This window comes from Myxococcus faecalis, assembly GCF_050039385.1.
GTDB lineage: Bacteria > Myxococcota > Myxococcia > Myxococcales > Myxococcaceae > Myxococcus > Myxococcus fulvus.
Window position 1 is genome coordinate 4,547,056 of the sequence record NZ_CP144336.1, and the last position, 19,167, is coordinate 4,566,222.

Sequence of the window (19,167 nt, forward strand, 5' to 3'; positions counted from 1 at the left end):
CTCAGGACGCCAGGTCCGTGGCGGCCGCTTCGGGGGGCGCCTCGGAGACGAGCGGGAGCTCCACGGTGAAGGTGGAGCCCTCGCCCGGGTGGCTGTCCACGCGGATGACGCCCCGCATGGCCTCCACCAGCGTGCGCGCGACGTACAGCCCCAGGCCCAGGCCGCCGTAGTTGCGCTCGGACACCGCGCGCTCGAACTTGTGGAAGATGCGCGCCTGGGCCTCCCGGCTGATGCCGATGCCCTCGTCGCGCACGCTCAGGCGCGCCAGCCCCGCGTCCGCCTCCACGCGCAGCCGCACGGGCCGCCCCGCGCCGTACTTCAGCGCGTTGGACACCAGGTTGGTGACCACCTGCTCCAGCCGCATCCGGTCCCACGTCCCCACCGCGGGCGGCCCGCCCTCCAGCTCCACCTGACACTCCGCGCGCTCGGCCTCCGGCTGGAAGCGCGCCACCACCTCCTGCACCAGCGCGCGCAGGTCCACCTGCTCCAGCTCCAATCGCAGCCGCCCCGTGCCGATGCGCGACACGTCCAGGAGGCCATTGACCAGGTCCGCCAGCCGCATCACCTGCCGAAGCATCCCCTGCACCTCGCGGCCGTGGCGCAGCGCCCAGGGGGACTCCGGGTCCGACAGCGTCGCGCGCGCGAAGGCCTGCAGCCGGAGGCTCAGCACCGTCAGCGGCGTCTTCAGCTCGTGGCTCGCCACGGAGAGGAACTCGTCGCGCGCGCGGATGGCCTCCTGCAGCCGCTGCTCCACCGTCTTCAGCCGGGTGATGTCCAGGAAGGGCAGGAGCGTCACCGCGGGGTGGCCATGCATCGCGGGCAGCATCTCCGAGGAGATGCTCAACACCACCTCCCCCGCGCTCGTGTGCCACACCGCCTCCATGCCCTCCAGCTTCTCCCCCCGGGCCGCGCGCGAGGACGGCAGCTCGTCGCCCGTGAGCCTGCGCCCCTGCAGGTCCGTGACGTGGAACAGCGCGCCGTACTCCGACGCGGGCACGCGCGTGGGGATGTGCTGGCCATGCAGCCGGTCCGCCGCCGCGTTGGAGAAGACGAGGTTGCCCGTGCCCGGCTCCGCCATCACCACCGGCAGGGGCATGGAGTCCAGCACCGCCTCCAACCAGCGCTGCTGGTTCTCCACCGCGTGCCGGGCGAGCACCTGCTCGGTCACCTCGAAGGCGAACGTCACCAGCCCGTCCACCCGCCCCCGCTCGTCGCGCAGGGGCTCGTAGAGCATGTTCCAGTAGCGCGTCTCCACCTGGCCCTGGCCCGCGTAGTCGATGGCCAGCGGGTACTCGTGCGCCGCCACCGGCTCGCCCGTCTCCAGCACGCCCAGGTACAGGCTCACCAGCTCCGGGGAGATGTCTGGAATCGCCTCCAGGAGCGCGCGGCCCACCAGCGCGCGGCCGCCCATCAGCTTCTGCAGCAGCGGGTTGGCGAACTCGAACCGCAGCTCCGGGCCGCGCAGGAGGTTGATGGCCACGGGCGACTGCGTGAGCAGTTGGTAGAGCCGGCTCCTCTCCAGCTGCTCCGCCTCGCGCGCGGCCAGCTCCGCCGTCACGTCCTTGTAGGCCAGGGCGATGTGGCGCACCTCGCCTCCGGACGCGGACAGCGGGAAGCACGTACACGCGATGGCGATGCGGTGCGCGTCCTTCACGTCGATGTGCCGCAGCTCCTTCACGTCGTACCAGATGACCGGCGTCTGCACCGTCTCGCCCGCGAAGGCCCGGCGCAGGAGGACATCCAGCCCCAGCTTCGCCACCAGCTCGTCGCGAAAGAGGCTGTACTCGGGCGGCGGCACCGAGCCGAACATCGCCCGGTACGCCGGGTTGCTCAGCCGGCAGTGCCCCTCCACGTCGAAGATGGCGTAGGGCACGGGCGAGTGGAGGAACAAGCCCTCCAGGAGCGCCAGCGGGTCCGTCACGAAGGAGAGCTGTTCGCGAAGCGCGGGCTGGGGCGGGCGCACGACGTCGTCCACACCGGCCATGCGGCCCGTCTGCTTGCGCTGCTTCCCACCCCGAGAGCCGCGGCCTTTGCGTGTCGGCACGGAGCGTACGACTAGCAGAAGACTGTCATTCCTGGCAGCGCCGAAAGGTAGGACACGTCTTGTGGACCACGTCCTGACAGGGTTTGGTGGACCCATCATGGCGGAGCCTCTCAAGACCTTCTTCGACGCGCGGCTGGTGGAGCGGCTGGGCACCTCGCTGCACCGCGCGCACCCCGCGTTCCCAATCGACACGTTCCTGCGCGAGGCCCGAGAGGGCCTGGAGGCCCACGAGCTGGTGGGCCGGGCCCGGCACCTGTGTCTGGCCATGCGGCGCTCGCTGCCGGACGACTATCCCCAGGCGGTGCAGGTGCTGCTGCGCTCCCTGGGGCCGGTGCGGGAGGTGGACCGGGTGGGCGGCATGGAGGTCTTCTTCTACCTGCCCCACACCACCTTCGTGGCGGAGTACGGGTTGGGGCACTTCGAGGAGTCCATGCGGGCGCAGCACGCGCTCACCCAGCGCTTCACCGCGGAGTTCTCCATCCGGCCGTTCCTGGAGAAGCACCCGGAGAAGACGCTGGCGCGGCTCTCCGAGTGGGCCACGGACGAGAACGTGCATGTGCGGCGGCTCGTCTCCGAGGGCACGCGGCCGAGGCTGCCGTGGGGCTCCCGGCTGCGCGCGTTCCAGGAGGACCCGACGCCGGTGCTGGGGCTGTTGGAGCTGCTCAAGGACGACCCGGAGCTGTACGTGCGCCGCTCGGTGGCCAACAACCTCAACGACATCGGCAAGGACCACCCGGACGTGCTGGTGAAGGTGGCGAAGCGGTGGATGAAGGACGCTACGCCGGAGCGCGAGTGGCTGGTGCGCCACGCGCTGCGCTTCGCCATCAAGCGCGGCGAGCCGTCCGCGTTGGAGGTGGTGGGCGCGGGCAAGCCCTCCGGCATCGAGGTGCGCCCCACGCAGCTGCCCCGGCGCGCGAAGCTGGGCGGCGCCATGGACGTGCGCTTCGTGGTGGCCAACCGCTCCCGGAAGGAACAGTCGCTGGTGGTGGACCTGGCGGTGCACTTCTTCAAGTCGCGGGGCGAGGCGCCGCAGCCCAAGGTCTTCAAGGTGCGCGAGCTGGTGCTCGGCGCGGGCCAGGAGGAGGAGGTGGGCAAGCGCGTGTCGCTGGCGCAGCTGTCCACGCGCCGCCACTACGCGGGCCCGCATCGGCTGGAGGTGCGCGTCAACGGCGTGGACCTGCCGCTGGGCACGGTGGACGTGGTGGAGTGACCTGGCCGGGCCGTCAGCGCGAGCCGAGCAGCTTCACCAGCTTGTTGTAGACGCCCATCACCAGGAGGGGGGACACCCAGGAGCCGACGAAGCGCGCGGGCTGGGTGCGCCCCGTCAGCTCGAAGCCCAGGGACACGCCCATCGAGCAGAGGCTGGCGAACAGGAAGACGTGGGAGGGTATCTTGGCCGTCTGCTGCTCGAGCAGGCGGGTGAACGAGCTGTCGGCGTGCTCGGCGCGAACGACGGGCGGTGCCTCGTAGTCGTGCTTCGAGGCCTCGCTCGCGGGGTTGACGTCCAGGCTCATGCTCCCTCCCCTGGCGGCCGGTCAGGCCCGCCCATGCCCCGCACGGGCGGGCAGGCCCCATGCCTCCCGTCGTGGCGGTCCCCATCATGGTGGGACCGGACCTGGCAAAGGGCGAGAGGGTGCACCACACACCACACACGACAGAGGGCGAGGCGGGCGACCTGCAGCTGCCGAAGGCGGGCGCGGGGCCGCTGTTGCAGCGCGACTACTGGGCCGTCATCCGCCAATGCCATCACCGGCCGTCGGACCTGGTGGACTGGGTGGCCCGGCGCTTCCCGGAGCTGGCGCCGGACGAGCTGTGTGTCTTCGAGCGGGAGGACCGCTCGCGCGAGGGGCAGCCGCTGGAGTTGGGGGAGCACCTCACGGTGCACATCCAGGGCGCGGGGACGTTCGGCGTGCGCGTCATCCACAAGGACCGGCAGAGCCTGACGCTCGCCACGCTGCCGGGGCACCCGGAGGCCGGGCGCATCACCTTCGGCGCGTACCGCAACGAGTACGGGGACGTGCTCTTCCACATCCGCAGCCGCGCGCGCTCGGGCTCGCCCGTCCACTACTGGGGGTTCGTGGCGGGGGGTGAGGCGATGCAGACGAACACCTGGACGGAGTTCGTGCTGCGCGTGGCGGTGTCCACGGGTGAGGGCGTGGTGGGTGCCATCCACGCGGAGACGGTGGAGCTGGAGGATGAGCCCGAGGGGGGCGACGTGACGGCGGGTCCCACGTTCCTCGCGCGAGGAGACGAAGCGGATGATTGAGTGGCGATGGCTCTCCGGGTGGACGGACGAGGAGCTGGCTCCGAGGCTGGAGGCGGCGCGGGCGCTGTCGCGCAACTTCGAGGCCGCATCGGGGGAGATGACGCTGGAGGGGGGATGGAACCAGGTGCACTCGGTGTCCTCGCTGGGCCACGAGGCGCCGGGGCTGCCGGTGGCGGACGGGCTCTTCGCGCGCGCGCAGGGGGTGCTGGAGACGTTCGACTTCTCGGACCCGCGCATCGTGCGCTGGCACTTCAACGCGGACTCGCCGCTGCATGGGCGCACGGTGGTGCTGGAGCTGAAGTCGCTGGCGCAGCGGCTGCGCTTTTTGTGCGCCGTGCGGGTGGGGGACACGCGCGAGGAGCATGGCGGGACGTGCAGCGTGTTCGGCTTCAGCTTCGAGACGCTGGAGGGGCACATCGAGGAGGGGCGCGAGTGGTTCCTGCTGCGCAAGAGCCACGAGACGGGCGAGGTGCGCTTCCACATCGAGGCGGCGTGGCGGCCCGGGAGGTTCCCCAACTGGTGGAGCCGGGTGGGCTTCACGGTGGTGGGGCGGCGTTATCAGCGCGCGTGGCATCGGCTCACGCATGCGCGCCTGCGCGCCTTGACGCTGCATCACCCGGAGCTGGCGGGGCGGCCCGCGGAGCACGGCAAGGTGGACCACTCCGGCCATGAGCTGGAGGAGCTGGGGCCGGTGCGCTTCTTCGCGCAGCGGGCGCCTGGGCGACTGAAGTCACAACTCGAGGAGGAGGTGGAAGCCGTGCAACGAGGACACTGGTTGACGCCCGTCGGGCTGGGAGTGATGGCGGGGATGCGGAGCATGAGCGCGCCGGCGCTGGTGAGCCACCGGCTGGCGGAGTCTCCGGAGCCGAGGACGGACCCGCTGTCGGTCGCGCTGTCGAAGCCCTGGGTGCCTCGGGTGCTGGAGGTGCTGACGCTGGGTGAGCTGGTGGGGGACAAGCTGCCGACGACGCCCGCGCGCGTGAAGCTGGTGCCGATGACGGGGCGCATCTTCATGGGGGCGGTGGCGGCGGCGACGTCGGTGTCAGGGCAGCCGCGAAAGCGCAGGGTGCTCGCGGCGGCGCTGGGTGGGCTCGCGGCGGCGGCTTCGACGTGGACGTTCTATTCGCTGCGCAAGCTGGCCACGACCCGGTTCCGGGTGCCGAGCATGGCGGCGGCGTTCGCGGAGGACGCGCTGGTGGCGGCCATCGCCTCGCGGCTGATGCCGCTGGTCTCGAATCGCCCCGCGGAGGCGTGAGGGTCCGGGCCTCTCGCGCTCGCCGCGCGGGAGGCCCATGCGCAGGTGGAATCGCGCAACGACACGCGCATCGCGGCGTGGCGCGCACACCGACGAGCACATCGCGGCGGCATGCGCGCATCGTGGCACGGCGCGCGCATCGACGAGCACATCGCGGCGGGGCGCGCGCATCGACGAGCACATCGCGACGTGGCGCGCACCGACGAGCACATCGCGACGTGGCGCGCATCGACGAGTACATCTTGGCGTAGCGAGCACATCGCGACGTGGCGCCCGCATCGACGAGCACCACGGCGCACGCTCGTCCTCATCCAGGCTCGACACTCAGCCGCGCCGAGTGGCTGCGTGCCTCGCGGCCTGGACGAGCGCGGGCAGGTCCTTCATGTCCCGCACATCGCGCCCCGGCTCCTCCGAGGCACGCGGTGACGCGCGGGACGGAGAGAACAGTCGGGCCGGTGTCTGCTCCGTGCCGCGCAGGATGACGAACAGGCGCAGGGCATCGCGCAGTCGCTCCACGTCCGCGCCGCCCTCGTCACGTGCTCGCTGCGCCGCGCTCCACAGCCGCGTCCACGCGGCCTCCTCGTTCCACGCGCCCGTGGGGCGCTCGTGCGACAGCGACGCCAGCTCAGCGGCCAGCTCGAACAGGCCCGCGCGTCCCTCGTCGAAGGATTCACCGGCGCTGAGCTTCGCCTCGCCGCCCGACGCGGCCTCGCGCGCTGCAATCCACGGCAGCAGCGCGGGCACCTCCGTCTCCAGCGGGGACACCGGCGCCAGTCGCTCCTCCAGCAACGCGCGCAACCTCGCTCGCGCTACGCCGTGCCAGAACGCCGCATGCAGCACCAGCTCCGGCCCGCTCCGAGGCGCATGCAGCGGCGTGCGCGAGGCCCGGCGCGACAGGAACTCCTTCACCCGCCCGCTCGTGTCGAAGTGCTCCAGCCGCGCCCACAGCGCCCCCAGCGCGGACTCCGCGAGCGGCAGGGCACGGCGCAGCTCATCCGCCTCCGCCTCACTGAACGGCAGGGCCCCCGGCCGCGTGGGCCGCTTGAACACACGCTCGAACACCTCGGCCGCGGCACACGCGGCGCGCAGCTCCGGGAGGTTCCGGGGCAACAACTCGATGGCCCGCGCCCACGTGCGTCGGCCCAGCAGCGGCCCCGCCTCCAGCACCACCTCCTCGAGCCGCAGCAACATCTCGCCCAGGGACGACGAGCGCTCCGCCTCCGGCAGCCGCTTCCGGGCCACCTGCCGCACGGCGTCCCGCAGCCGTGTCACCTCCGCCATCAACTTCATGGGCGCGGCGTCGCGCGGCCAGCTCTCGGCGGCGGCGCGACGCTGGAGCGCGGCGAGCGTGGCGTCCACTTCGGGCTGCACCTGCGCCACCTCGCGCAGCAGCTCGAAGTGCGCGCGCACCCGGTCCTTCCAGAAGAAGGCATCCAACATGCCGCGCAGGGCGACGTAGCGCAGGCGCGTGGCCTCCAGGAGGTCCGCGCGGTCCTCCAGTCGTGCGCGCAGGTCGTCCGGGTGCGTGGCCACGGCCTCACTATAAAAGCGCGGCCCTCATCTCGCAGGCCCCCCGGCCCCTCTCTCCTCGGAAGAGCGTGCACGATGTGTCACCCGGGACCGCGCCCCTCCCTCCCGAGTGCGCGCCCCGCGCGTTCCCCGTCCAGAATGAGGCATCCGGCGCGCCGCGCTCGGGCGAGGCCTCCCACCCAAGTGCGCGTGTGGAGCACGCCCTCTCGTCGCGCACCACGCCGGACGAGCCGCTCTCAATCTCGGACTCCTCGCCCAAGCAAGCGCGGAGCAGTCCGCGTCCTCTCACGCCGAACGAGCGCGGCTCGAACCCGCACGCACCTCCGCGCGAGCACCCCGCCCCCGCGCCCACGAAAAAGCCCATGCGACCCCACCCCGAAGGCGGAGCACGCATGGGCTCGCACGGCGAGACGCCGGCCGTGGCCGACTCAGACGCGCATCGGCATGACCACCGCGGTGAACGTGCGGTCCCCCGGCGCGTGCAGCACGCCCGGGCTGTGCTCGTCCCCCAGCTCGAAGCTCACCTCGTCCGTGTCCGTCACCGCGAGCACGTCCATCAGGTAGCGCGCGTTGAAGCCCACCGTGATGTCCTTGCCCTGGTACGCCAGCTCCACCTCGTCGCGCGCCTCGCCCAGGTCCGGGTTGCTCGCGGTGATGATGAGCTTGTTCTCCGCCAGCCCGATTCGCACCGCGTTGCTCTTGTCCGCGGACAACAGCGCGATGCGCTTGAGCCCCTCCAGGAGCCGCACCTTGGGAACGAGGACGACCTTCTCCCCCTCCTTCGGAATCACCCGCTGGTACTCCGGGAACTGCCCGTCGATGAGCCGCATCACCATCGTCAGGCCCGGCTTCTTGAAGAGCGCCGAGTTCTCCGCGAACCCCAGGTGGCACTCCGCGTCCGGCGCCTCGTCCAACAGGCGCTTCAGCTCCATCAACCCCTTGCGCGGGATGATGACGCCGCTCTTGAGCTTGAAGTCCCCCGTCAGCTCCCGCTCGATGAGCGACAGCCGGTGACCGTCCGTGGCCACCATGCGGACCTTGCCGCTGGCCTGCGGCTCGAAGAAGACGCCGTTCAGGATGTAGCGCGTCTCGTCGCTGGAGATGGCGAACTGGGTCTTCTTGATCATCTCCAGGAGGGTGTTGCCGCCCACCTGAACCAGCGGGGCGTTCTCCTCCTTGGGCAGCTTCGGGTACTCCTCCGCCGCCATGCCGACAATCTTGAAGTGGGCGGAGCCGCTGGCGATGTCCACGTAGTTGTTCGCCAGCTTCTTGAGCGTCACCTGCGCGTCCGGCAGGTTCTGCACGATGTCGAAGACGTACTTGGCGCTCAGCGTGACGGCGCCCGTCTTGATGACCTCGGCGGGGTGCTCGGACACGATGCCGATGTCCAGGTCGAACGCGGTGACGGTGATGCCGCCCTTCGTCGCGTTGACGAGCACGTTGGCCAGGATGGGCATCGTCGTCTTGCGCTCCACGATGCCCTGGGCGCGGTAGAGGGCCTTCTTCAGCTCGTCGGCGGCGATGCGGAATTCCATCGGAGGTCGTCCTTGAATCCCGGCCCCCCAGAGGGAGCCGATCAGGCGGTCGATGTAGCCCGTGAGTCCAGGCGGGTCAACGCGCCAGAAGCACTCTGGACACGAGCGCCAGGACGTCAACTGAAGCACATCAGCCACCCTACCCGCCCTGTACGGGCATTCAGCCACGGGCAGTCCAATTGACCGCCAGTCAGCCGGGTGAACGGGAGACTGGCCCAATCGCCGGGGGCGATGGACACTGGGTGCCTTCCCGCCTTCCGGAGCCTTCCCATGAACGTCCGCCCGCTGTTGCTCGCCGCCCTCGCGCTGGGCTTCGCCGCCGGCTGCAGCAAGCCGTCCGCCTCCTCGTCGTCGGCCACGGGCGAGCCGGGTACGCCCCCCCCGGGCGACACCCGCCCGGCCGCGGAGAACGCCGCCCCCGACAATGACCGCAGCGGCACCCCCGTCGCCCCGCCCCCCTCCAACGCCAACGGCGGCGAGGCCAAGCCGGGTGAGAGCGCCGTCTACATCGTCACGGACAGCGGCATCCGGTGCATCGCGCCGCCGTGCCCCTCGTACAACGCGGTGCTGGCGGACAAGCCGGGCATGGACGCGATTCCCGTCCACGAGCTGGACCTGACGGCGGTGACGGGCGGCAACGAGCAGCAGATGGAGTCGCTCATGCAGCAGACCACCAGCGGCGGGCTGCGCATCCGCGCCACGCTGGAGACGCGCGCCAAGGCGGGCCCCGCGGGCGACGCCACGGTGCTGCGCGCCAGCAAGGTGGAGTAGCCCGACTAGAAGTGCAGTCCCAGCTGGAGGCCGGGCCAGTGCTGCAAGCGCTTGTCGGCCTTCGGGTGGCTCTCGCGCACGGACATGCGCGTCACCGACGCGAAGTCCGGCTGTCCCCACACGAGCCACGCGTTGTACGTGGGGCCGACGAACACCGCGAAGCGCGGCATCACCTGGACGCCCAGCATCAGGCGCAGCTGGCCCAGCACGTTGCCGCCGTCGCCCTCGAGCGGCTTCTGCACCGGCTGCACCGCGCCGCCCGTCACGTCCAGGTCCAGCCAGAAGCGGTGCGACAGCACGATGTGCCCGCCCACGCCCAGGCCGAAGTTGAAGCGGGCCTCGTCGCGGCTGCCCGGCTCGATGCCCGCCAGCAGCGTCAGGTAGAAGGGGCCACCGCCCAGCTTCACCGCGAGGTTGGCGAGCTGGATGTCGCTCGACCACAGCTCCATGTGGACGTTGCCCTTGCGCAGCCCGCGACGCTCGGGCTCGGGGCCCGGGTCCGCCGACTGCGCGAACGCACCTTCACCCTCCTCCATCGCGAGGGGGCGCGCCGCCCTGACATCGGCGACCGCCGCCCCCGCCCACAGCCACAGTGCGAGAAGGGCTCGGGGTTTCATCACTCCTTCTTTTGAAGGGTGAAGGACACCTGCGTCAAGCCCTCGGGCAACATGAGCGACGCGGTGTCGGCCCCGGCCGACGCCGCCAGTCGCCGGGCCGCCTCCACCACGGGTTCCACCTCGAAGGGCGCGTCGGACGTCACCAGGAAGAAGCGCTCGAAGCCCGGCGCGTCATCCAGCTCGTAGGCCCCCGGCAGCCGCTGTGTGCCGGAGGGGGACAACGCCGCGGCCCGGGCCCCGTGCTCCGGCGCGTGCAGCGTGACGGCGCCCCGTCCGTCCACGGAGAGGATGACGCCGTGCGCCCGCCCCGCCGCCACGTACGCCAGCTGCACCACGTCTCCCGGCGCCGCGCGCGCGCCGTCCTGGAGCGCCTCGTCCGCCTGCCCCCGCTGGCGGTGCACCTCCAGCTTCGGCTTCAGGCCCTTGGAGCGCGTGGTCTCCGTGTCCCACCCCGCCACCGGCGCCTCCACGCCGTCCGAGGGCCGGGACGCGGGCTTCACCACCATGAACAGCGCGAGCGCCGCCAGCACCGGCACCAGCCCCATCGCGGGCGTCAGCCACGCGGGACGAGTCGCACGACGCTCGGCGCCCCGGCGAAATCGCGCATCCACCTCGCGGGTCACGCGCTCGGCGGGCAGCCGCTCCAAAGTGGCGCGCGTGTCGGCCTCCAGCGCGGCCAGGCGCGCCAGGCCCTCCGGCTCCGACTCCAGCCGCGCGCGCGCGGCGGCCAGCTCCTCCGGGGGGAGCTCGCCCAGCAGGATTCGCTCCAGCAGCCAGTCCGGGGTGCGTTGGGGGGAAGTCATGCGGCCTCCAGCTCGAGCTCCTGCAACACGGACGTCAGCGCGCGCAGGCGCTTGCGCACACCGGACACGGACAGGCCCACCTCGCGCGCCGTCTCCTCCAGCGTCATCCCATCCACCAGGTGCAGCACCGCGATGTCGCGGCTGGACGCGGGCACCCGTCCGAACAGCCGGTCCAGCATGCCCCGCGCGCTCGCGCGCGACTCGGTGTCGTCCGCGGAGGCGATCTGCAGCACCAGCTCGTCCTCGCGGTCCTCCGGGCGGCGCCGGGCGCCGCGCAGGCGGTTGAGGCACACGGTGGTGGAGATGCGGTGCAGCAGGCTGGAGGGAGCGGCGTCCTTCAGCGCCCCCTGGTAGCGCAAGAGCTGCACGAACACGTCGTGCATGGCGTCCACGGCCTTCTCCTCGTCACGCAGGAGGAAGCGGCAGCGCCGGAGCACCTGGGGGCCGTAGCGGCGGTAGTAGGCCTCCACATCGATAGACACCGGCGTCGCGCCTCCCTCGTTCCGCGAAAGGGAACACCAGTGCCTTGCGAAAGTGTCACCGGCCTCTTCGCGCTCCGGTTTCCCTATCCCGATTCCCCCCGCCGGCGAAGCCCGATGGGCCCGCGCCACCTGCAAAATCTACAGGGCGGGCGGCTTCACGAGCGCTCGTCTTCCCGAGCGTTCAGTGTCAGGTTGTCGATGAAAACACCCCCGCCCGCGTGTACTCGACTGTATCGAGGCAGGTTCCCGTCACTACTTTCCGAAACTCGACGCCCCCGGCAGCTCGCGCCCCCTGTGACCGAAGACGCCCTCACCCAGCTCAGGACGCGCTACCTGGCGGCGCAGCTCGCGGGCAACCGACAGGAAGCCCTGCGCCTGCTGGTGGATGACGGTCTGCTGCGGGGCATCCCCCTGCAGCTCATCCACCTGGAGGTCATCCAGCAGGCCCAGTACGAGATTGGCCGGATGTGGCAGGAGAACGTCATCTCCGTGGCCCAGGAGCACCTGGCCACCGCCGTCTCCCAGCTCGCCCTGGCCCACCTCTACCGCCACCTGCCCCGCGACCCGCCCAACGGCAAGGTCGTCATGGTGTCGTGCGTGGAGGGGGAGCTGCACGAAGTCGGCGCGCGCATGGCCAGTGACTTCCTGGAGATGGCGGGCTTCGACGTGCGCTTCCTGGGCGCCAACGTCCCGCCCGAGCACCTGGCGCGCATGCTGCGCGAGCAGACGCCGCACCTGCTCGCCTTGTCCGTCACGATGTCGTACCACCTGCCCGCGCTGCGCCGCGCGGTGGAAGCCGCCAGAGAAGTCGCCCCCCACCTTCCCATCGCCGTCGGCGGACACGCCTTCCGATGGGCCCCCGGCCTGGAGAAGGAGCTCGACGTGACCTTCCACGGCAAGGACGCGCGCGAGCTCGTCTCGTCCGCGTGCCGCACGCTGGGAGTTTGAGGAAAACGCATGGAGAAACCCAGTCGCCAGTTGGCTGCGCGCGCTGACGCCATCGCCCAGGCCTCCGTCGAACCGATGTATCAAGACCCCTTCTGGGAAGCGCGCTACGGCCCCGAGCGCGCGCGCCGCTTCGGCGACGAGGATGCGCGCTTCCATGTGCGCTACCTTGTGCAATCCCTCGACGAGCAGCGCCCCTCGGTGATGGAGGGCTATGCGCGCTGGCTGCGCACCTTGCTGGTGTCGCGGGGAATGTCCACCTTCCATCTCGACGCGAACTTCGCCGGGCTGGCCTCCGCGCTGGAGGCCGAGGGGTGGGGCCCCGGCACCGAGCCGTACGAGCATGTGCGCGCCGCCCGGGAAGCCTTGCGCTACCCGGAAGGTCCCTCACGCACCCTGCAAGACGACGCGGCGGAGCTGTCCCGTGCCGCCACTGCCCGGCTGGCCCTCTACCTCACCCAGGAGGACCGCCCCCGATTGGAGGAAGAGCTGAGACTCCAGCTTTCATATCTGGCGGACGCGCTGGACGCGGACAAGCCCGAGCTGATGGCGGACCACGTGCGCTGGTACGTGGGCTTCTGGCCCCGGCGGGGCTTCGGCCTGCTCGCCTTCCCCACCGTGCTGGGGATGTTGAAGGCGGTGCTGGGAGGCCGGCATCCGCAGGCGCGCGCGCTGCTCGCCACCGCGGGTGTTTCGTGGGAGGAGACCCGCTCATGAGACTCTCCGCTCCCGACAAGAGCCCCCCCGTGGACGAGCTGAGCCGCGAGGTCGCGATGATGTGCGACGCGGAGGGCGTGCTCACCTGGGTGGACGCGCGCGCCCAGGGCGTGCTGGAGGCCGTCCCGGGCAAGACGCTGCGGGCCCTGGCGGCCCAGGGCACCGAGGACAAGGTGGACCGGCTGTTGATCCAAGCGCGCGACGAGCGCGTGGACGGCTGGGAGCTCATCCTGTGCCGCGGCCAGACGCCCACCACGTTCGCCTTCCGCGCGCGCCCGCACGAGGGCGGCGTGCTGCTGGTGGGCAGCCTGGTGCCGGAGGACTACGGCAACGCGCTGGAGCAGGTGAGCACGACGATGAGCGAGCTGTCCGCGCTGCATCGCGAGGCGGAGACCCAGCGCCGCGAGCTCAAGCGCCGCGCGGACGAACTGATGCGGCTCAACCGCGAGCTGGAGGAGTCCAACCGCGGCGTGAGGAGCCTGCACGCGGCCCTGGACGAGAAGGCGGAGGGGCTGCACCGCGCCGCCGAAATCAAGAGCCGCGTCGTCGCCAACGTCAGCCACGAGTTCCGCACGCCGCTGCACTCCATCCTCGGCCTGTCCAAGGTGCTGCTCAACCCCATCAACGGGCCGCTGTCCTCCGAGCAGGAGAAGCAGGTCCAGTTCATCCGCAACTCCGCCGAGTCGCTCTTCGAGCTGGTCAACGACCTGCTCGATTTGTCCAAGGTGGAGGCGGGCAAGACGACGCTGCGCCACAGCCGCTTCGTGGTGCACGACCTGCTCAGCGCGCTGCGCGGCATGATGAAGCCCATGCTGCCGCCGGGCTCGCCCGTGGACCTGCGCCTGGTGGAGCCCCAGACGCCGCTGGAGCTGGAGACGGACGAGACGCGGCTGAGCCAGGTCTTGCGCAACCTGGTGTCCAACGCGCTGAAGTTCACCGAGGCCGGCCACGTCACGGTGAGCGCGGCGCCGGGCCCGCGCGACACGGTGGTCTTCACCGTGAAGGACACGGGCATCGGCATCGCGCCGGAGGACCACGAGCGCATCTTCGAGGAGTTCACCCAGCTCGACAGCCACCTGCAGCGCAAGGTGAAGGGCACGGGCCTGGGCCTGCCGCTGGCGCGCCGGCTGGTGGAGCTCTTGGGCGGCACGCTCACGCTGCAGAGCGCGCCCGGCGAGGGCTCCACCTTCACCATCACCCTGCCGCGCGTGCACATGGAAGTGTCGGAGATGGCGGGGCTGTCCGAGCGCAGCCAGCACCTGGACACCAGCCGCGCGCCGGTGCTGGTGCTGGAGGACGACCGGCAGACCCTGTTCCTCTACGAGAAGTACCTGGCCCGCTCGGGCTTCCAGGTGCTGCCGGTGCGCAGCACGGACGACGCGCGCCGGGTGCTCCAGCGCGTGCGGCCCGCCGCCATGGTGCTGGACGTGATGCTGGAGGGCGAGACGAGCTGGAACTTCCTGGCGGAGATGAAGAACGGCGAGGCCACCCGTGACATCCCCATCCTCGTGGTGACGGTGACGGACCGCGAGCAGAAGGCGCGCGCCCTGGGCGCGGACGAGTTCTGGCTCAAGCCGGTGGACGAGGTCCGCCTGCAGAAGAAGCTCCAGGAGCTGGCGCGCAGCGGGCCGGTGGAGCGGGTGCTCATCATCGACGACGACGACGTGCACCGCTACCTGCTCAAGCAGCTGCTCAAGGACACGCCCTACGTGCTGCTGGAGGCCGCGGGCGGCAAGGACGGCGTGCGGCTGGCGCGCGAGCAGGTGCCGCAGCTCATCTTCCTGGACTTCGTGCTGCCGGACATCACCGCCTTCGACGTGCTGGACGAGCTGAAGGGGGACCCGCGCACGCGGGAGATTCCGGTCATCCTCCACACCTCGCACGAGCTGCGCGAGGACGAGCGGGTGCGGCTGGCGAACGAGACGGCGGCCATCCTCTCCAAGCACACGCTCAGCCGCGAGGTGGCCATCGGTCGCATCCGCGACGCGCTGGCCAAGGCGGGGCTGGGCTCTCACATCCCACAGGAGGGGCGCCGTGGTTGAACCTCGACTGGCCACCGTCCTCAACGTCAACGACGACGACGCCAACCGATACCTGGTCAACCGCATCCTCGAGATGGCGGGCTACCACGTCATCGAGGCGGCCACCGGCATGTCCGCGCTGCTCATGGCCGAGCAGCACCGCCCGGACGTCGTCGTCCTCGACGTGAAGCTGCCGGACATCAGCGGCTACGAGGTCTGCGCGCGGCTGCGCGCCAACCCGGACACCGCCGCCATCGCGGTGATGCACACGTCCGCCACCTTCGTCACGTCCGACAAGAAGGCCCGCGGCCTGGACGGCGGCGCGGACGCGTACCTCACCCAGCCCTTCGAGTCCTCGGAGCTCATCGCCACGGTGCGCTCGCTCTTGCGGCTGCGGCACGCGGAGCAGGCGGCGCGCCGGCGCGCCGACGAGCTGGCGGAGATGGACCGGCGCAAGGACGAGTTCCTGGCCATGCTCGCGCACGAGCTGCGCAACCCGCTCGCCGCCATCATGACGGCCATCGGCATCCTGGAGCGCAAGCCCACGGATGACACGAAGGAAGCGCGGATGCGCGGCATCATCCACCGTCAGACGAACCACCTGGCGCGGCTGGTGGATGACCTCCTGGACGTGAGCCGCATCACCCGGGGCAAGGTGGAGCTGCGCTCGGGCCGGCTGGACCTGCGCGCGGTGCTCTTGCAGGTGGTGCAGGTCATCCGCCCCATCACCGAGGCGCGCGGGCTGGGGCTGGAGGTGTCGCTGCCGGAGGGGCCGCTGCTCATCAGCGGCGACGCCACGCGGCTGGAGCAGGTCTTCACCAACCTGCTCGACAACGCGGCCAAGTACACCGACAGCGGGCACATCTCGCTGCGCGTGGAGAAGGAGGGCGTGGACGGCACGGCGCAGGCGGTGGTGCGGGTGCGCGACACGGGCATCGGCATCCCTCCGGACGTGCTGCCGCGCATCTTCGATTTGTTCGCGCAGGCGGACACCTCGCTGGAGCGCACGCGCGGGGGCCTGGGCATCGGCCTCACGCTGGTGCGCCAGCTGGTGCATCTGCACGGCGGACAGGTGCAGGCGGTGAGCCCCGGCCCCGGCCTGGGCGCCGAGTTCGTGGTGCGGCTGCCGCTCCTGCACGTGCACGAGGTGTCGCTGGCGCCGCCCGTCAACACGGTGTCGCGCGGGGGCCGGCGCATCCTGCTGGTGGAGGACAACCCGGACGCGCGCCAGGCCATGCGCGAGCTGCTGGAGCTGTGGGGCCACGACGTCGAGGTGGCGCCGGACGGCCTGCAGGGCGTGGAGCTGGCGGTGAGGAAGCCACCGGAGCTGGCGCTGGTGGACATCGGCCTGCCGGGGCTGGACGGCTACCGGGTGGCGAAGGAGCTGCGCATGCGCATCGGCCGCGACATCCGCCTGGTGGCGATTACCGGCTACGGCGGGCCGGAGGGACATGACCGCGCGCTCGAGGCGGGGTTCGACCTGCACATCGTCAAGCCGGTGAAGCCCGACGAGCTGGATCGCCTGCTGTCCAATCTGTGAGGGAGGCGGGGGTGGGCGCGGGCCGGCGCCCTTCACTGCTTCGGGCGGGGCGCTTCAGCGCCGGCCCAGGGCGTTGGCCACCAGCCCCAGGAGCTTCACGTGGGGGGCCTCGAGCTGACGCACGGTGCGAAGCAGGCGGCGCACCTCGGGCCGCTCGGGTGGGGACGACGACGACTCGCTGACGCGCGAGGGCTGCACGCCCTGCGAGGCGAGCCCCAACAGCTCGTCCGCGGAGACATGCAGCTCGTGACACAGCTTCAGCAGCGTCTGCACGCTGGGAAGCATGCCGCCGCGCTCCAGTCGCCCATACACCTCCGTGGCCACGTCGATGCGCTCGGCCACGTCAGCCTGGGTGAGCTCCAGCCGGGACCGCGCGGCTCTTGCTCCCGCTCCGATGGTGGTTGCCAGTTTCTTGTCCATGCCTTACCGACCCGAAACGTTTGGCCGCTGGCATAGGACGTATAGAGGCAGACAGACAGAACTTGTCGGGTCAGCCTCAGGTTGTTCACCCAGCGGGTCACCGCTGTAGAGGGAGACTTTCGGGGTTCCGAGGACCTCGATACCCGCCCCTTTCTCTCGACGGAAGAGCTGTCTTCCACGCTCAACCCGGCACCCCGAAGTCGGGGGGAGAGGCCCTGGGAGGGGACGACCTGAGACGTCGGGCGTCGATTTTCCTACGGTGCCTGGGAGTCCTGCCGCCAGGGCCACCCCGCAAGGTTGTATCCCCTGTCGGACGCGTCGCCCCGTCATCGCCCGCGTGTGGCGGCGGACCGGGGCAGGCAGGCGGGCCGCGACGCTCGCCCTGCCACACACGGCGTGCGCCGGGGACGATGAGACCTGGGACCACCGGTGGCAATCGACGGGGGGACGACCGTGGGAGTCGCGCGCGCCGAGGGCGGGAGGACTAGTCTCGCGCGCCGATGGCGCTCGGACGGCGCAACCTGCTGGTGAAGCTCTGTGTGGCGATGGGCGTGGTCGCCCTGCCGCTGCTCGTCGCCATCCTGGGCTACGTGTTGCCCCAGCTGCGCGCGCAGCTGCACGCGGACCGGGTGCGCGGCCTGCGGCAGGCAGTGGAGACGGCGTACGGAATCCTCCGGGTGTACGAGGCGCGCGAGCGCGAGGGCACGCTGACGCGCGACGAGGCCCAGCGGCAGGCGTCCGTGCTGCTGTCGACGCTGCGCTACTCGCAGGTGGAGTACTTCTGGGTCAACGACCTGGACACGCGGCTGGTCATGCACCCGCACCTGCCGAAGATGGTGGGGCAGGACATGAAGGGCTACCGCGACGTGCGCGGGCGGGCGGTGTTCTCGGACATCGTCGCGCTGGTGCGCGCGCGGGGCGAGGGCGCGCTGGGCTACGAGGCGACGCGGCCGGGCTCGCCGGACCCCATCCCGAAGGAGAGCTACGTGAAGCTCTTCGAGCCGTGGGGCTGGGTGCTGGGCACGGGCGTGTACGTGGAGGACATCGACCGGGAGGTGGCGGCGGTGCGCCAGCGCATCCTCATCGCCGTGGGCGGGGCGCTGGTGCTGGCGGCGCTGGCGGGGGTGTACGTCTCGCGGCGCGTGGTGAGGCCCGTGCGCGCGCTCGCGCTGGCGGCGCACCAGGTGGCGCGCGGAGACCTGTCCGTGCGCGTGGAGGCGCGGACGGAGGACGAGGTGGGCCAGCTCACCGGCGCGTTCAACACCATGGTGGCGGGGCTGGGCGAGGTGGTGGGCGCGCTGACGCGGGCGGCGGGTGACACGGCGGCGGACGCGGAGCGCATCCGTGTCTCGGCGGACGGCCTGTCGCGCACGACGCGCGAGCAGGCGGAGTCCCTGGAGCGCGCGGCCAGCGCCGTCCAGGAGATGAGCCGTCATGTCTCGCTGGGCGCGGCGGACGCGCGGGTGGCGGCGCGCTCGGCGTCGAGCCACGGGCAGGTGGCGCGCGAGGGCGGCGCCGCGGTGGACCAGGCGTCGCGGAAGATGGTGGAGATTGTCGACGTGGTGGAGCGCTCGGCGCGCACGGTGGAGGAGCTGCAGGCCTCCGGCCGCGCGACGTCGCGGATGCTCCAGCTCATCCAGGCGGTGGCGGACGAGACGCGCATGCTCGCGGTGAACACCGCCATCGAGGCGGTGCGCGCGGGCCAGCACGGCAAGGGCTTCTCGGTGGTCGCCGGCGAGGTGCGCAAGCTGGCGGAGCGCACGCACGAGGCGGCGAACCAGGTGCAGGTGCTCCTGACGAAGCACGAGGCGGACACCACCGCGGCGGTGGAGCTGATGCGCCGGGGCACGTCGAAGGTGGACGAGGGCATGGGCCTGTCGTCCGCCGCGGCGCAGGCGCTGGCGCGGCTGTTGTCCGGCGTGAAGGAGCTGGGCGAGCGCGTGGAGGCGCTGGCGGAGCAGAACGCGCGTCAGTCCTCCTCGGGTGAGGCCATCGCCGAGCGCATCCAGGCGCTGTCGGAGCGCTCGGCCGAGTCCGTGTCGGGGGTGGAGCGCATCGCCCGCTCGGTGGAGGACCTGCGGGCCCGGGCGGGACGGCTCCAGGAGTTGGCCTCCCGCTTCACCCTGGGCGGGCCCCCTTAGCTCCGGGCGTTAACCTTTCTTCACACCCGCGCAACGCCCGGGACAGCCGGGCCGGGCAGTCTGCTGCTCCAACCTGGATG

Annotated in this window: 17 protein-coding genes; 9 read left to right on the top strand and 8 right to left on the bottom strand. The window is 71.4% G+C overall.

All coding sequences use genetic code 11. The features are described from left to right. Position 1: 1 nt before the first annotated feature. The gene (locus VZQ01_RS18200) at positions 2-1,984 is read right to left on the bottom strand and encodes a sensor histidine kinase (RefSeq protein WP_426748978.1); all 1,983 of its coding nucleotides are present in this window, start codon (positions 1,982-1,984) and stop codon (positions 2-4) included. Positions 1,985-2,141: 157 nt separating this feature from the next. Here VZQ01_RS18200 and VZQ01_RS18205 point away from each other — a divergent pair, with 157 nt between their 5' ends. Then, entirely contained in the window at positions 2,142-3,254 is a 1,113-nt protein-coding gene (locus tag VZQ01_RS18205; RefSeq protein WP_305070866.1) for a DNA alkylation repair protein, read from the top strand. Between the two features lie 13 nt (positions 3,255-3,267). On the opposite strand, the gene VZQ01_RS18210 is transcribed toward VZQ01_RS18205, so the two are convergent. Next, positions 3,268-3,558 carry a hypothetical protein gene (locus VZQ01_RS18210; protein WP_141324112.1) on the bottom strand — a complete coding sequence of 97 codons (291 nt, stop codon included), beginning with the start codon at positions 3,556-3,558 and terminating at the stop codon, positions 3,268-3,270. Between the two features lie 59 nt (positions 3,559-3,617). Between VZQ01_RS18210 and VZQ01_RS18215 the strand changes: the two genes are divergently transcribed. Both VZQ01_RS18215 and VZQ01_RS18220 read left to right on the top strand, forming a co-directional pair. Beyond that, the gene (locus VZQ01_RS18215; RefSeq protein ID WP_426748487.1) at positions 3,618-4,310 is read left to right on the top strand and encodes a DUF1990 family protein; all 693 of its coding nucleotides are present in this window, start codon (positions 3,618-3,620) and stop codon (positions 4,308-4,310) included. Further along, positions 4,303-5,565 (top strand): DUF1990 family protein, encoded by a 1,263-nt coding sequence (locus tag VZQ01_RS18220; RefSeq protein WP_426748488.1) that lies wholly within the window; start codon positions 4,303-4,305, stop codon positions 5,563-5,565. The genes VZQ01_RS18215 and VZQ01_RS18220 overlap by 8 nt, the downstream gene beginning before the upstream one ends. Before the next feature lie 324 nt (positions 5,566-5,889). Here the strand turns inward: VZQ01_RS18220 and VZQ01_RS18225 are convergent, their stop codons facing one another. After that, positions 5,890-7,098 carry a hypothetical protein gene (locus VZQ01_RS18225; RefSeq protein WP_223751943.1) on the bottom strand — a complete coding sequence of 403 codons (1,209 nt, stop codon included), beginning with the start codon at positions 7,096-7,098 and terminating at the stop codon, positions 5,890-5,892. Between the two features lie 425 nt (positions 7,099-7,523). Further along, positions 7,524-8,630 carry a DNA polymerase III subunit beta gene (gene dnaN, locus VZQ01_RS18230; RefSeq protein WP_074948321.1) on the bottom strand — a complete coding sequence of 369 codons (1,107 nt, stop codon included), beginning with the start codon at positions 8,628-8,630 and terminating at the stop codon, positions 7,524-7,526. Between the two features lie 270 nt (positions 8,631-8,900). On the opposite strand from dnaN, the gene VZQ01_RS18235 reads away from it, so the two are divergent. Further along, the gene (locus tag VZQ01_RS18235; RefSeq protein WP_223782125.1) at positions 8,901-9,401 is read left to right on the top strand and encodes a DUF6748 domain-containing protein; all 501 of its coding nucleotides are present in this window, start codon (positions 8,901-8,903) and stop codon (positions 9,399-9,401) included. A gap of 5 nt (positions 9,402-9,406) precedes the next feature. Here VZQ01_RS18235 and VZQ01_RS18240 read toward each other — a convergent pair whose 3' ends face one another. The 3 genes from VZQ01_RS18240 to VZQ01_RS18250 are packed head-to-tail and all read right to left on the bottom strand — an operon-like array spanning position 9,407 to position 11,303. Then, positions 9,407-10,018, bottom strand: coding sequence for a peptidase (locus tag VZQ01_RS18240; RefSeq protein WP_223751945.1), 612 nt, complete (start codon positions 10,016-10,018; stop codon positions 9,407-9,409). Beyond that, positions 10,018-10,821 carry an anti-sigma factor gene (locus tag VZQ01_RS18245; RefSeq protein WP_223782124.1) on the bottom strand — a complete coding sequence of 268 codons (804 nt, stop codon included), beginning with the start codon at positions 10,819-10,821 and terminating at the stop codon, positions 10,018-10,020. Before VZQ01_RS18245 ends, VZQ01_RS18240 begins: the two co-directional genes overlap by 1 nt. After that, the gene (locus VZQ01_RS18250; RefSeq protein ID WP_046710437.1) at positions 10,818-11,303 is read right to left on the bottom strand and encodes an RNA polymerase sigma factor; all 486 of its coding nucleotides are present in this window, start codon (positions 11,301-11,303) and stop codon (positions 10,818-10,820) included. Before VZQ01_RS18250 ends, VZQ01_RS18245 begins: the two co-directional genes overlap by 4 nt. 294 nt (positions 11,304-11,597) lie before the next feature. Here VZQ01_RS18250 and VZQ01_RS18255 point away from each other — a divergent pair, with 294 nt between their 5' ends. Genes VZQ01_RS18255 through VZQ01_RS18270 form a run of 4 tightly spaced genes read left to right on the top strand, consistent with a single transcriptional unit; the run spans position 11,598 to position 16,526 of the window. Further along, a complete protein-coding gene (locus tag VZQ01_RS18255; protein ID WP_223751947.1) occupies positions 11,598-12,251 on the top strand; it encodes a cobalamin B12-binding domain-containing protein in 654 nt (217 codons plus the stop codon). Between the two features lie 9 nt (positions 12,252-12,260). Next, on the top strand, positions 12,261-12,965 hold the full coding sequence (locus VZQ01_RS18260) for a hypothetical protein (protein WP_141327985.1): 705 nt from the start codon (positions 12,261-12,263) through the stop codon (positions 12,963-12,965). Beyond that, positions 12,962-15,007, top strand: coding sequence for a hybrid sensor histidine kinase/response regulator (locus VZQ01_RS18265; protein ID WP_223782123.1), 2,046 nt, complete (start codon positions 12,962-12,964; stop codon positions 15,005-15,007). Before VZQ01_RS18260 ends, VZQ01_RS18265 begins: the two co-directional genes overlap by 4 nt. After that, the gene (locus tag VZQ01_RS18270) at positions 15,000-16,526 is read left to right on the top strand and encodes a response regulator (protein WP_426748489.1); all 1,527 of its coding nucleotides are present in this window, start codon (positions 15,000-15,002) and stop codon (positions 16,524-16,526) included. The genes VZQ01_RS18265 and VZQ01_RS18270 overlap by 8 nt, the downstream gene beginning before the upstream one ends. Positions 16,527-16,580: 54 nt before the next feature. Here the strand turns inward: VZQ01_RS18270 and VZQ01_RS18275 are convergent, their stop codons facing one another. Further along, positions 16,581-16,946, bottom strand: a complete 366-nt coding sequence (locus VZQ01_RS18275; protein WP_223751950.1) for a helix-turn-helix transcriptional regulator — start codon at positions 16,944-16,946, stop codon at positions 16,581-16,583. Between the two features lie 500 nt (positions 16,947-17,446). On the opposite strand from VZQ01_RS18275, the gene VZQ01_RS18280 reads away from it, so the two are divergent. Beyond that, a complete protein-coding gene (locus VZQ01_RS18280) occupies positions 17,447-19,087 on the top strand; it encodes a methyl-accepting chemotaxis protein (protein ID WP_426748490.1) in 1,641 nt (546 codons plus the stop codon). Positions 19,088-19,167 lie beyond the last annotated feature (80 nt).